General features: G+C 72.2%; 16 protein-coding genes. 7 read left to right on the top strand and 9 right to left on the bottom strand.

Annotated elements, in window-relative coordinates:
* The first annotated feature begins 50 nt into the window (after positions 1–50).
* The gene (locus VK640_04125; GenBank protein HTE72373.1) at positions 51–752 is read left to right on the top strand and encodes a hypothetical protein; all 702 of its coding nucleotides are present in this window, start codon (positions 51–53) and stop codon (positions 750–752) included.
* A gap of 40 nt (positions 753–792) precedes the next feature.
* Here the strand turns inward: VK640_04125 and VK640_04120 are convergent, their stop codons facing one another.
* The gene (locus VK640_04120) at positions 793–1,359 is read right to left on the bottom strand and encodes a hypothetical protein (protein HTE72372.1); all 567 of its coding nucleotides are present in this window, start codon (positions 1,357–1,359) and stop codon (positions 793–795) included.
* A 248-nt stretch (positions 1,360–1,607) separates the two neighbouring features.
* On the opposite strand from VK640_04120, the gene VK640_04115 reads away from it, so the two are divergent.
* The 4 genes from VK640_04115 (at position 1,608) to VK640_04100 (ending at position 3,897) form a co-directional block, all read left to right on the top strand.
* A complete protein-coding gene (locus VK640_04115; protein ID HTE72371.1) occupies positions 1,608–2,072 on the top strand; it encodes a globin domain-containing protein in 465 nt (154 codons plus the stop codon).
* Positions 2,073–2,074: 2 nt separating this feature from the next.
* A complete protein-coding gene (locus tag VK640_04110; GenBank protein ID HTE72370.1) occupies positions 2,075–2,239 on the top strand; it encodes a hypothetical protein in 165 nt (54 codons plus the stop codon).
* Positions 2,236–3,129, top strand: coding sequence for an NmrA family NAD(P)-binding protein (locus VK640_04105; GenBank protein ID HTE72369.1), 894 nt, complete (start codon positions 2,236–2,238; stop codon positions 3,127–3,129). The genes VK640_04110 and VK640_04105 overlap by 4 nt, the downstream gene beginning before the upstream one ends.
* Positions 3,130–3,219: 90 nt before the next feature.
* Positions 3,220–3,897 carry a hypothetical protein gene (locus tag VK640_04100; GenBank protein HTE72368.1) on the top strand — a complete coding sequence of 226 codons (678 nt, stop codon included), beginning with the start codon at positions 3,220–3,222 and terminating at the stop codon, positions 3,895–3,897.
* 15 nt (positions 3,898–3,912) lie between these two features.
* On the opposite strand, the gene VK640_04095 is transcribed toward VK640_04100, so the two are convergent.
* The 7 genes from VK640_04095 to VK640_04065 all read right to left on the bottom strand — a co-directional run bounded on the left by VK640_04095 (position 3,913) and on the right by VK640_04065 (position 10,563).
* Positions 3,913–4,641, bottom strand: a complete 729-nt coding sequence (locus VK640_04095) for a hypothetical protein (protein HTE72367.1) — start codon at positions 4,639–4,641, stop codon at positions 3,913–3,915.
* Complete coding sequence (locus tag VK640_04090) at positions 4,638–5,207, bottom strand: sigma-70 family RNA polymerase sigma factor (protein HTE72366.1); 570 nt, start codon at positions 5,205–5,207, stop codon at positions 4,638–4,640. The genes VK640_04095 and VK640_04090 overlap by 4 nt, the downstream gene beginning before the upstream one ends.
* Before the next feature lie 72 nt (positions 5,208–5,279).
* Positions 5,280–6,578 (bottom strand): NosD domain-containing protein, encoded by a 1,299-nt coding sequence (locus VK640_04085; GenBank protein HTE72365.1) that lies wholly within the window; start codon positions 6,576–6,578, stop codon positions 5,280–5,282.
* 209 nt (positions 6,579–6,787) lie between these two features.
* Positions 6,788–7,546: an alpha/beta hydrolase gene (locus VK640_04080; protein ID HTE72364.1), complete on the bottom strand. Its 759-nt coding sequence runs from the start codon at positions 7,544–7,546 to the stop codon at positions 6,788–6,790.
* 238 nt (positions 7,547–7,784) lie between these two features.
* Complete coding sequence (locus VK640_04075; protein ID HTE72363.1) at positions 7,785–8,462, bottom strand: response regulator transcription factor; 678 nt, start codon at positions 8,460–8,462, stop codon at positions 7,785–7,787.
* Positions 8,453–10,213 (bottom strand): sensor histidine kinase, encoded by a 1,761-nt coding sequence (locus tag VK640_04070; protein HTE72362.1) that lies wholly within the window; start codon positions 10,211–10,213, stop codon positions 8,453–8,455. Before VK640_04070 ends, VK640_04075 begins: the two co-directional genes overlap by 10 nt.
* Positions 10,210–10,563 carry a response regulator gene (locus tag VK640_04065; protein ID HTE72361.1) on the bottom strand — a complete coding sequence of 118 codons (354 nt, stop codon included), beginning with the start codon at positions 10,561–10,563 and terminating at the stop codon, positions 10,210–10,212. The genes VK640_04070 and VK640_04065 overlap by 4 nt, the downstream gene beginning before the upstream one ends.
* A gap of 130 nt (positions 10,564–10,693) precedes the next feature.
* Between VK640_04065 and VK640_04060 the strand changes: the two genes are divergently transcribed.
* Both VK640_04060 and VK640_04055 read left to right on the top strand, forming a co-directional pair.
* The gene (locus tag VK640_04060) at positions 10,694–11,440 is read left to right on the top strand and encodes a hypothetical protein (GenBank protein HTE72360.1); all 747 of its coding nucleotides are present in this window, start codon (positions 10,694–10,696) and stop codon (positions 11,438–11,440) included.
* Positions 11,441–11,486: 46 nt separating this feature from the next.
* Entirely contained in the window at positions 11,487–12,071 is a 585-nt protein-coding gene (locus tag VK640_04055) for a hypothetical protein (protein HTE72359.1), read from the top strand.
* Positions 12,072–12,227: 156 nt separating this feature from the next.
* On the opposite strand, the gene VK640_04050 is transcribed toward VK640_04055, so the two are convergent.
* Positions 12,228–12,735, bottom strand: a 508-nt coding sequence (locus VK640_04050; protein ID HTE72358.1) for an ATPase, T2SS/T4P/T4SS family, incomplete at its 5' end; no start/stop codon positions are given.

Raw genomic sequence — 12,735 nt, 5'->3', positions numbered from 1 at the left:
GGCGGTGGGGATCGAGCGTCCGACGACCCGTCCTTCTAAGGGGGAACCTCATGGCACGCGACGCACGCGACGACTCCACGGACCGACCCGTCGGCGCAACGGCTGCCGACACCCGGCACGACCTGCATGACGAGCACCGACAGCGCGGCGAAGCCAGCGACCGGATGACCCACACTGACGACGAAAGTCTCGCCCGTGACTTCGAGGCACGGCGCCAGGACGCCGAGCGCCGGGCGCACGAGCGCTTCGGCGGCATCAAGTGGGGTGCCGCCTTCTTCGGCTGGCTCACGGCGAACGGTCTCAACGTGATCCTGCTCGCCCTGGCCACCGCTGCCGGTGCCGCTGTGGGCATCACCCAGACGACGACGTCGGAGGCGAAGACCAACGCCGAGACCATCGGGATCGTCGGCGGCATCGTGCTGCTCGTGATCCTGGCGCTCGGCTACTACGCGGGAGGCTACGTCGCCGGGCGGATGTCGCGGTTCGACGGTGCCCGCCAGGGCGTGGCCGTCTGGGTGATCGGGCTGCTCGTGACTGTCGTCCTGGCCGCGGCCGGCGCGATCTTCGGCTCGAAGTACAACGTGCTGAGCCAGCTCAAGCTGCCGCGCATCCCCGTGGACGAGGGCACCGCAACGACGGGTGGCATCGTCGCCCTCGTCCTGGTGCTGCTGGTCACCCTCGGTGCTGCCGTCCTCGGCGGCAAGGCCGGCGAGCGCTTCCACCGCAAGGTCGATCGCGCCGGCGCCTACTGACCCAGGAACCGGCCGGGGGCACCGGAGCTCGTCGCAGCGGTCAGCCGCAGGCGTCGCAGCGGCCGGTGAACGGCAGCTGGGTGAAGCACGTCGGGCAGACCGCGGCGGGAGTCGGGTTCAGCCGCGCTGCCCGCCGCCGGGCCTCCGAGACCTTGGGGGTCAGCGCCGCCCGGCCGCCGCCGGCCGGGATGGCGGCGCCGAAGTAGCGGTAGCACTCGAGCCGCGCCGAGGCGGCGTGCTCGTCCAGGTCCTCCGGCGCTGCCTCACCGGTCCGGGTGACGCCTCGCCGGTAGGCGGGCCCGACGGTCTCGTCCTTGCGCACGCAAAGGGCGGTCAGCGCCGGCTCGCCGCGCGCCGCGCAGTCGTCGGCCACCGCTCCGAGGACCGCTCCGAGCCACTGGTGCGTCGGAAGGGTGGTGACCACCCCCGCCTTCTCCTGGACGATCTCAGCGAGCTCGTCGTAGGTGATGTAGCCGTGGTACTGCCCGGCGGTGGAGATCAGCTCCTGCCGGGCGTGCACCGCCCACTTCGCCGTCGCCTCGTCGATCGGGACCTCTTGGTCCTCGGCGGCGGGCGGGTCTTCGAGCAGGTCGTCCAGGTCTTCCATGTGCTGAACGTACGCCCTCCCCTCCGATCGAGCGTCACGCCGGGCGGATCCACGTGAGCCCCAGTTCGTCGACGTGCTCGCCGACGGGTCCCCGACCACGGTGTCCGATTTGTTCGCTTCGTCTACGTGCTACGCCTACCGGCGCGCCTCGCATGGGCAGGTGCAGGGGCAGCCGTGGGCCCGACGCCCGCGGAAGGTGAGCAGTCACTGCTCACGCGCCCCCGTCCACGGCGGCGCAACGTCGTGGCATGCCGATCACATCTCGCCAGGTCGACCTCGTCTGTGACTCAGCAGCGGCCGTCGACGACATCCTCGAAGACTTCGCAGCAGCCTTCTACACCCGTCTCTTCCGGGTCCGGCCGGACTTCCAGCCGATGTTCTCCGCCGACCCGGCCGCCCAGGCCAGCAAGCTGGCCATCGAGCTGCGCCGCATCGTGTCCGCCCTGCGTGACCCGGTCCGCTTCCAGCGGCAGGTGCGCACGCTGGGAGCGCGCCACGGCCAGTACGGCGTCGAGGCCGAGCACTACGACGCCACGGGGCAGGTCCTCCTGGACACGTTCGCCCACGAGCTCGGCGCAGCCTTCACCCCGGAGCTGCACGACGCCTGGGCAGCCGCCTGGGGCACCATCGCAGCGGTGATGCTGGAGGCCAGTGCCGCTGCCACCGCGGACGCCGGCGCCAGTGACTCCGAGTCGCTCGCCGAGGCGGTGTAGTCATGGCTCGCCAGGAGAAGGCGCCCCGCCAGCGCACCACCACGTCAGACGGACCCTTCTGGGAGTTCCTGCAGGACCTCCGTCAGATCTGGTCCGTCAACCCCGGGACGAGCCAGCCGACACTTCGCGACTACCCGCTGCGCCGCCCGGGCGGAGGTGCCCGGTGATCGCGGTCACCGGGGCCACCGGAACGGTCGGCCGCGAGCTCGTCCGGCTGCTCGTCGAGCAGGGCGAACGCCCCAGGGTCCTCACCCGCGACGTGTCGCTGACCCGCCGGGTGTTCGGCGCCGGCGTCGACTACGCCTACGCTGACCTGGACCGGCCCGACACACTGCCAGCGGCGCTGGCGGGTGCGGAGCGGGTGTTCCTGCTCACCCCCGCGACCTCGAGGCAGCCGGCCCGGGAGCAGCACCTCGTCGCGGCGGCCGTCACCGCCGGGGTCGGCCACATCGTGAAGACCTCGGTCTTCCGCGCCGACGAGACGTCGCCGCTCGGCATCGCCCGACAGCACGGCCAGACCGAGGAGCTCATCGCCCGGACCCGGCTCGACTGGACGTTCCTCCGACCGGTGTTCTTCATGCAGAACCTGACCGGTCAGGTCCTCAACGGGGAGATCGTCTCGGCCGCCGGCGCCGGCCGGGTGGCCATGGTCGACGCCCGCGACGTGGCCGCCGCTGCGGCCGCTGTGCTGACGAACCCGGCATCCGGCGGTCGGGTCTACACCCTGACCGGCCCGCAGGCGGTCACCTTCGACGAGGTGGCCGAGCTGGTGTCCTCGATCGGGGCGGCCGACTGCGTGCACCGTCAGGTCGCTGCCCAGCAGGTCCGCGACGCGATGCTGCGGTCCGGGGCGGAGAGGTGGTTCGCCTCCGACATGGCGCGGCTGCACACGATGCTGGCCGAGGGCTACGAGGAGGCCGTCACCTCCGACGTGAGCTGGCTGACCGGCCGCCGGGGCCGGAGGCTCTCGGCGTTCCTCGAGGACATGCTCGCGACGCCGGAGACCGGTCGCGGGACGAGGCAGTTCGTGGCCAGCGGCGCTCGCGCGGCCTCTTGACGTCGCACAAACAGTCGAAGGTGGGTGGTCGGGAGGGGGGCGCAGGGCGCAGACTGACAGGAGCGAACCCGTCTCTCGAAGGAGGCGCAGATGTCCGGTCGCGCGCCGTCAGCCCCCGACCTGCTCCCGATCCTGTCCCGGGGCAAGCACCGGAGCAGCCGCAAGGGCGCCTGCTTCATGGAGATGGCCTCCGTGCTCGCGGGCGAGCGATGGTCGGACCACCCGCGGTGCACCCACCCGCTGCTCGGCGAGCTGGCCCGGCTCGTCAACGACTGCACGTCCGACGCCGGGCGCCAGGAGCTGGCCGTGCTGATCCCGTCCGTCGTGGGCCTCACCAGCGACGACGTACGCTCCGACGCCCGGATCGCCCTGCGGGCGGCCACCACCGCCCTCCCGGTCGCTTCCGCGGACCGGCAGAAGGCCCTGGCCGTCGCCGTCATCACCGCGGACAGCGTGCTCGCCGTGCTCGACGGTCGCCCGCCGGGTGATCTCCTGCCGCAGAGCCGGGCCGCGCTGGACGCCGCCCCGGAGGCGCGCCGCTGGGGCTACGGGTTCGTCCGGCAGACCGGTATCACGCCCAAGGGCTTCCGACGGCACGCGGCCCCGCACACCGTGCGCATCGCCGTCCTCGACATCGCCGAGAGCGGCGTGCCCGGCTCGGACGCGCTGCTCCGAAGCCTGCTCGCCGGGGCGATCGCGGACTGCGAAGCCGTGGTGCGCCACGAGTCCGCCGGCAGGCCCGCGCCGACGGCTATGAGCAGGGCCTGACGGGCTCGCCGTCACTCACCAGGTCCAGGTGGCGGCCGCGCCATCGACGACCGGCCGCATCGCCCGGGCTGCGGTCTCGTTGTTGGAACCTCCCGACAGGACGTAGCGCGTGCCGTCGTGCGAGAAGATGTACAGCGTGTTCCCGCCGGTGGGCGTGGTGCCCCAGCACGGCCGGTCACCCATCGGGCAGAGCCAGTCGGACTGCGGGACTCCGGGGGCCGGCTCGAGGACGAGCCTGGTCGCCGGCTCGCCGCCCACCGTGGCCGAGTGCCGCCTGACGACCCGCAGGCGGTCGTCAGCCATGATCGCGGCGGCCAGGTCAGCGCGATCGTCATAGGGGTACGACCGCACCCGCATGGCCATCAGGCCGCCCGCCGTGCCGTCGATGCGCAGCAAGAGGAAGTCGGCCGTGTCGCCGGCGAGGGTGTGCCCGGCCGGGACGTCGAAGGTGACCTTCGGTGCCAGCTGGGCGTGGAACGGAACGGCTCCGGCGAGCGGCTCGGGGCGGAAGGCCGGCAGGCTGCGCTCGTCCGGCTGCAGGCTGCGAGCCAGCGCGTACGTCGCGACGACGACCACGAGCACGATCACCGCTGCCGCCCAGACCAGTCGGCGCGGCTGCCTGCTGTGCAGCCGGCCTGCGTCGATGGCGGCGATCCCTGTCATGTCGACTCCTCTCACGGCGTCATGTGCCGCGCGACCGGCCTGCTGGGCCCGCGCCTCGAAGAGGTCCGGGACCGGGGTCATGACGCCACCTCCCCGTCGGACCGGACCGTGCTCAGTCGGAGGCGGCGCTCCACCGCTCGGCGCGCCTTGTGCAGGTGCGCCTTCGCCGCGCCCTCCGAGATGTCCATCAGCTCCGCGACCTCCAGGACCGGGCAGTCGTAGACGTATCGGAGGGCCACCGCCTGCGCCTGCCGCTTCGGCAGCCGTCGGACCGCCGCCCAGAACTGCTCGTCCGGCTCGTCCATCTCCGTCACCGGTTGCCGCTGGCCGGCGAGCCGGAGCAGCGCCCTGGCCTCCCGGACCCGCCGGCGGAATGCCGACGCGGCGAGGTTGGCAGCCGTCCGGCGGACGTAGCCGGAAGGACTGTCCATGACCGACACCCGGTCCCACCCGCGGTAGGCCGCGACCATGGCTTCCTGAGCCAGGTCCTCGGCCGCCGCCCGGCTGCCCGACAGGACGTAGGCGAGCGCGACCAGCGGCCGGAACTCGCGCGCGTAGAACGTCTCGAACGTCTCTCCGACCGAGACGACGAGTGGTCGGTCCTCAGGAGCGCCCATCGTGACCCCTCGCGCGGTGTGGGTCGCCACCGCCTGTTCGTCATCCACAACACACCATCGCCCGAGCGTCCGGAACAGGTTTACGCCCTCGCTCTCGCCGGCTCAGCCGAGCTCGCAGATGGAGCCGGTCGGGAAGTCAGTCAGACACCGGTTGCCGACCCAGGTGTTGGTGGCTCTCGCCTCGTCCCGGGCGTCGAGGAGCCCGTTGCCCAGCATGACGTTGGCCCGGAAGAGGTTGCCCTGAGCGCCCTGGGAGTAGATCCCGTAGCGGGCGTTCGCCTCTGCGCTGTTCATGCCGACCACGTTGCCGGCGGCCTGGATGGTGCTGCGCAGCACGATGCCGTCGCGGCCGTTGCCACTGGTCAGGTTGCCCACCAGCTGCGAGTTGTAGAGCCGGTCTGCGGCAGCCAGGATCCCGTCGAGACTGAGCCCGCTTGCTGTGTTGCCCGTGACGAGGGCGGCGCGCGTCGGCTCGACGAACGGGTCGATGAAGAAGCTTGGCGGCACGAACACGATCCCTTGGAGGCCGACCACGACCCGGTTGTCGGTGATCCTGGGCCCGACGACGTCCCCGCCGACCACGATCCCGAAGCGGAGCGGGCGGAGGTCGTTGGCGACTACCGAGCTGCCGGTGGCATTGAGCAGCAGGACCCCGTCGCGGTCGCCGACCAGCTCGTTGTGGTCGATCGTCACCAGCTGCCGCGTGCCCGGGCCAGCCGCCTCGATGCCCGCGCTGTTGCGCACCGTCACGTTGTGGTCGATTCGGGCGTTGCGCAGGTCGCGCGCGTTCCAGGCGTCGCGCTCGGGTCCGTCGCTCGCCTTCCACAGGCTGTCGTCGTCCAGCTCCGACACCAGGCCGTACCGGTTCTCGCGGATGCAGCTGTGGTCGACCCGGGACTCCTGCACACCCGCGCTGCCGAAGTCGACGCCGAACAATGCGTTGAGCCGGACCAGGTCGTGGTGGATCCGGTAGCCCGAGAAGCGGTCGCTGGCATCGACGCCGACCGTGGCGCCCTGGACGACCAGACCGGTGACCACCACGTCGTCCGCCAGCAGCCGGACGCCGACCGAGAAGCCGTCACCAGCCGGGTCGATCACCGCGAGCCGGGTAGGGTCCACGTCCGAGAGCTGCGCGGCCGCCGGAGACCAGCATCTGAGCTCCTCGACAGCGTCGGGGTCGCCCCACAGGGTCAGCGGCTTGTCGACCAGCACGCTCTCCGCGTACACGTCGGGGCAGACCCGCACCACGTCCCCTGGCGCCGCGGCGTCGACCGCGGCCTGGATCGAGGTGAAGTCGGCGTTCCCGCACTGCGCCCGATCCGCGTCGACCACCCAGGTCCGCGGCTCGGCGGCCGCCGCGGGCCCGACCAGCAAGCCCGTCAGCAGGACAGCCGCGCCCACGAAGACGCCAACACACCCACGGGACCGCCGCGACGAACGCGCCCGGGACCACCGATTACCGATCATGTCGCCGCTCCCTTGCAGCCGACGTCACCGCCAGGCACACCTCGGGTCCGGCGGCATCCGTCGAGGGACGAGGCGTGAGGCGCTGTCGAGGTGTCCATCGCCGAAGGGCTTCCGAGGGTTTACTGGGCCGCCCAGAGACCGGGTCAGCTGGTCAAGGGGCGCAACAGAGCGGCCACGGCGGTCGGGTCCTCGACGTGGGCGTTGTGCCCGAGCCCGGCCAGGACAGCCGTCGCCACGGGCAGGGCGGCGAGCTGGTCGTCGGACACCATGCGGTCGTGCTCGCCGCGGGCCAGCACGACGTCCGCCCTCGTGGCGGCGAGGAGGCGGGTCATGTCGGGCTCGCCGACGCCGTACGCGGCCGGATCGAAGGCGAGCCGCCACCGCCCGTCCTGCTCGAGCAAGCCGGCGGCGACGACATCGTCGTCCACGCCGCGCAGCCCGGCCAAGCCGGAGACCTTGAGGTAGCGCACAGCCGCCTCGGAGCGGTCGTCGAACCAGACGACCGGGCGGGCGGCCAGGGCAGCGGCCCGCTCGAGCTCGTCGGGTGCCCACGCCACCTTGATGCCGAGCCCGACGACTCCCGTCACCCTGACACCGAACCAGCCGGACGACAGGGCGAGCGCGACCACGCCACCCAGTGAGTGCCCGATAACGACGACCGGCCGGCCGGGTGGCAGCGCTTCCGCCACATGCGCCGCCATCGAGCCGAAGGAGTACCGCCGCAACGCAGGTGCGTGCCCGTGGCCGGGCAGGTCAAGGGCCAGCCAACGGCCCGGCCAGCTCTCCTGGAGGACGTCGGCCCACCCGTCCCACACGGCAGCCGTGCCACCGAGGCCGTGCAGCAGCACCAGGAGGGGCGGGCCGCCGTCGTGGTCCGCGGTCGTCCGCTCGCCGTCGGGCATACCGCCGAGCATCTCACTGCCGCCTGGTGCGCGTCCGAGCTCCGGCTAGAGATGCTGTCGACGCTCAGCTGTGGGCCGCGGGGACGGTCCGATGGGGCCAGCCGCCATCGCGCGGCGAAGCAGCTCCGCCATGACCACGGCGGCCGAGACCAGGCAGACAACCGTCGTCGTCCGGTGACTTCCCTGCGCCATGGGGTGCACGTTACGTGCCCGCCCGTGGCTCTGCGGCCGTCGCCGCTCAGGCACCGCCCGGCGCGGACGGGTCGCGCTGCTCCTGCAGCCAGGCGAGCACCGCCTGCACCCTGCGGTGGCTCTCGGGGGTGTCAGTGAGCCCCAGCTTGGCGAAGATCCGACCGGTGTAGGTCTCGACGGTCTTCTCGCTGAGGAACATCGCCGCGGCGACCGACCGGTTGGAGCGGCCCTCGGCGACCAGGGTGAGGACCTCGCGCTCCCGCTCGGTCAGGGCGGCGAGCGAGCTGTCTGCCCGGTGGCGTCGAAGCAGCAGCTCCACGACCTGCGGGTCGATGGCCGAGCCGCCCCCCGCAACGCGGCGGATCGCTTCGGCCAGGTCGCCGGGGCCGAGGACCCGGTCCTTGAGCAGGTAGCCCACGCCGTGCGCCCCGTCGGCCAGGAGGTCGAGCGCGTAGCGGGTCTCGACGTGGTGGGAGAGGACCAGGATTCCCACGGCGTGCCCGTGAGTGGCGCGGATCTGCCGGGCGGCGTCCAGCCCCTCCACCGTGTGCGTCGGCGGCATCCGGACGTCGAGGACAGCGACGTCCGGCCGGGTCTCGTCCACGAGTCGGAGCAGGTGCGGTACGTCGCCAGCCTCGCCCACGACGTCGATGTCCTCGTGCCTGAGCAGCTCCACCAGACCCGCACGGAGCAGGGCGTTGTCCTCGGCCAGCACTACGCGCATGGCAGCCGCACGTCCAGCCTTGTGCCGCCCGCCGCTGGACTGGTCACTTGCAGGGTGCCGCCGCCGGCGTCCACCCGGTCCGCGAGACCGCGCAGCCCGGATCCGCGGGTCGGCTCCGCGCCGCCGACCCCGTCGTCCTCGACGAGCACCCGCAGCTCGCCACCCTCGGCGCGCACCTCGACGCGGACGCGGGTGGCGTGCGCGTGCTTCACCACGTTCGTCATCGCCTCGCTGACCGCGAAGTACGCCGTGGCGGCCACGGTCGTCGGCGGCTCGGTGGCCAGTCGCACGTCGAGGTCGGCCGGGACCGGTGACCGGTCCACCAGCGACTCGAGCGCCGAGCTCAGGCCGGACTCTGTGAGGATCGCGGGATGGATGCCTCGGGCGAGGTCACGCAGCTCGTCGATCGCCTCGCCGAGATCCTTGACCGCCTGGCTCAGGACGTCGTGGACCTCGGGATCGGAGTCCGAGCCCAGTCGTGCGTCGGCCAGGCGCAGGGCGAGCGCGATGGTGACCAGCCGTTGCTGCGCGCCGTCGTGCAGGTCGCGCTCGATGCGGTGCCGCTCCTCGTCACCGGCGGCCACGATCCTGGACCGCGACTCGGCCACCGCGGTGAGCTGGTGCTGCAGCTCGCTCCGGAGCCGCTCGTTGTCGGAGGTCAGCCGCACTGCGGCGACCACGGCCCCGACCAGACCCGGGTCCTCGAGCAGGGCCTCGTCGTGCACCAGCGCCGCCACGGGCGCGCCGTCCTGCTCGACCACTGTCACCGCCCGGCCGGGGGCCGCGACCGGCGCGACCGGGCGCTTCCCCTCCGGTTCGACGTAGGACTGCTCGGCGGCGGACCACGGCACCAGCTCGAGGCTCGGGTCGCCGAGGGCGCGGCGCAGCGCCGCCGCGAGCCGGTGCGGCGACGCGCTGTCCGGGCCCTCCAGGCCGCCCACCAGGTCGACGACCGCCGACCGGGCGGCCCCCTGGCGGCGGAGCCCGATGACGAAGGCCGCGGCGGTCGCGGCCCGAAGGCTGACCACCACCAGGAACAGTGCCGTTCGACCGGGCCCGACCACACCGACCTGACGACGTACGACGTAGTCATAGCCGACCTGCGCGACGACAGCCGCGGCGGTCACCAGGACCGGCCCGACCATCCGGCGCCCGGCGCGGCTGCTGCGCCGCCAGCGGGCCAGGGCGCACGCCAGCACGAGGAGGAGTGCGACGACGAGCAGCCAGGGAAAGGCCGCGTCGACCGCGTCGTACCACCGCGCGTCGGTCACCGGCACGAACCGGTTGCGTACGCACCCGCAGCCGGTGCCGTCGGGCGGCACGTAGAGCAGCAGCCTCGACAGGGACCGGGCCGCGCACAGCAGCCCGACCAAGGCGAGCAGCGCCTGCTCGCGACGGCCCGGGAGCCGACCGGTGGGGTAGGCCAGCAGCAGCCAGGACAGCACGAAGAAGTGCCAGACGCCGAGGACGAAGCCGGTCAGGGCGACGTCGGTGTCGGTGGAGGTGTGCAGCGAGCCGACCAGCCAGGTCGCCCCTGTGGCCATCAGCAGCCACCAGCAGCGGTTGCCCGGCCGCAGAGCGCGGGCGAGCAACCCGGCGACGACGAAGACCAGACCTGCCACCAGGTCCGCGACCAGCATGACGGGCCGTTCCGGCTGCTCCACATGCTGCTGCCTCTCGGCGAAGACGCCCAGCGTCACCGTGGCCACGGTCCACAGCGCCGGCCACAGCCAGGTCCGGCCGGCCCTCACGACTGACCGGCCAACGCCGCCCGCAGCGACGGACCGCTCAGCAGCACCTTCGGCACGAAGCCGCAGGCCCCGCACTGCTCGATCGCGTGCGAGTAGTCGGCGGTCGAGGTGAGGACGACCTGGGCCCCGTTGGGCAGCGACCCGATCGCGCGGGCCACGTCGAGGCCGCTGCGGTCGGGCAGCCGCACGTCGAGCAGCACGACGTCCGGCCGCAGGTCACGCTCGGCGATCAGGGCGGTGGTCCCGTCGGCCGCCTCGCCGACGACGTCGAAGCCGTCTCGTTCCAGCAGCGCACGGGCCACGGCCCGGAACGCTGCCTGGTCATCGACGACGAGGACCGATGGGCCCATGAGCACATCGTGACGGCCCGGCCGAGGCTTGCCAACAGGGCTAGCCCTACGTCAAGCAGCGGCCCAGCCCTCATGACAGGCGCCTCGCCAGTCCCTAACGTTCGAGCAGACGTCGGGAAGGAGGCTCGCGATGAGAACGGCACGCACGATGACCGGAGCGCTGGGCGCGGTGAGCGCCGCACTGCTCGTGGTCGCCGGCTGCTCGTCCTCGAGCATCTCGGACGCCGACGCGTCACGACCGACCGGCGCTCCGCCGTCCCCGGGTCAGCGACTCTTCGCCGACACCTTCGACGACGACCACAACCTGTGGACGCTGCCGGAGAACGAGAACGGCCGCACGGAGATGGAGGGCGGTGACCTGGTGTGGGAGGCGAAGCAGGCGGCCGACCTGCGGCCCCACCTGCTCGCCGCGCCGATCGCAGACGCCTTCGACCGTGGCGAGCTGCGGATGCGGGACGTGGTCGTGCGCGCCGCCTTCACCACGGTCCGGGGCTCCGGCGCGATGGGGGTCTTCTGCCGTGAGGTCCGCGACACCGACAGCGACTTCCAGTGGTTCGAGTTCGTCGCCCGCGACGGCTACGCCGCCATCCGGCTGGCCGACGCGGGCGGCCACCTCGACGTGCTCGCAACCACCACGAAGGTCGACCTCCCGCTCGGTCAGCGGGCAACGATGGAGGCGGTGTGCACCGACACCGCCGACGGCAAGACCCGGCTCTGGCTGAGCCTGGACGGCGCGGCTGTGCTTGCCGCCACATCAGCAGAGCAGCTCGGCAACGGCGGCGCCGGGCTGCAGGGCTACGACTCCCCCGACCGCGCCGGCTCCGCCCGCTTCCTCGTGCGCTGGCACGACTTCGCCGTCTACCGACCGACGGACTGACGGCCGCTTTCCTACCGAACTTCCTGCGACAACCCTGGAGACTGCCATGCCTAGAACTGGATATCCCCTGCTCGCTGCGGCCTTGGCGGCCATGCTGGTGCCTGCCCTGGCCGGCCCTGCCCAGGCGGGTCCGCCACCGGTCCAGGACCACTACAGCGCCGAGTTCGACGAGCTGCTGCCCGGCCCGGGCGGCTGGTTCTGCGGCGGGCTGGTGGACGTGCCCCTGCACACCGAGATCGACGGCTACTTCTCGGTCAAAGAGCGAGCCTCGAGCGCGTTCCCCTACCTCGCCGACCGCTTCCGCTCCACCCTCGTCTACACCAACCCGGAGACCGGACTCACCTACACCGTCGTCCGGGTGCGCCAGACGAAAGACCTGCGACTCACCGACAACGGGGACGGCACTCTGACGCTGGTCGGCCTCAGCACCGGTGCCCTGTTCGCCTACGGACCGGACGGTGAGCGTCTGGACATCCGGGCCGGCATGTCACTCGACACCTTCCTGGTGGACACCAAGGGCACGGCCGACCCCTTCGACGACGAGCTCACACCCGCGGGCGACCCCGTGACGGCGGGGCTGGACACGACCACCGACTTCTGCGCCGACTTCTTCGAGGCGACCCAAGGGTAGGGGCTCGCGCTGCGACGCCCAGCACCCCAGTTCGCCTTGGCAGCTCCATCAGGCCTCCACCGCTCACTGCAAGCATGTATCGCAGACGCTCGCGGTGAGCCGGCTTCTGTACGACCTGTCAGCGGCGGCCGCAGATGGGTCTGGAGATCAACGACGTCAACACGATGCTGCGCTTCGCACGGGTGGCCTACCGGGGCGGATCGGCGGTGCTGGGCACGATACCTCCGAACGGCCCTTCTTGCCCGAGACCCTTCGGGCGAGTCCCCCGGAAGTCGCGGAACTGTCGCCGAGGTTTCGGACAACTCCTGAGTGCAGCGCGATCAGCAGGTCCAGCGACTCCTCCTGACGGACCTCGCCGACGATGATGCGCGACGGCCGCATCCGCAGTGCCTCCTTGACCAGTCGTCGCAGCTTGATCTCGCCGGTGCCCTCGAGGTTGGGCTGCCGGCACTGCATCGCGACGACGTCCGGCAGTGGCACCTTGAGCTCGAAGACCTCCTCCGCGGTCACGACCCGCTCGCGCGGTGGGACTGCCGTGGCGAGGCAGTTGAGCAGCGTCGTCTTCCCGGCCTGGGTGCCGCCGGCGACCAGGATGTTCAGCCCGCTGGCGACCGCGGCTTCCAGGAAGGCGGCCGCCTGCGCCGTCAACGTGCCGAGGGTCACG

This window comes from Actinomycetes bacterium (genome assembly GCA_035489715.1).
Lineage (GTDB): Bacteria > Actinomycetota > Actinomycetes > JACCUZ01 > JACCUZ01 > DATHAP01.
This window is presented reverse-complemented; position numbering and strand designations above follow the sequence as displayed.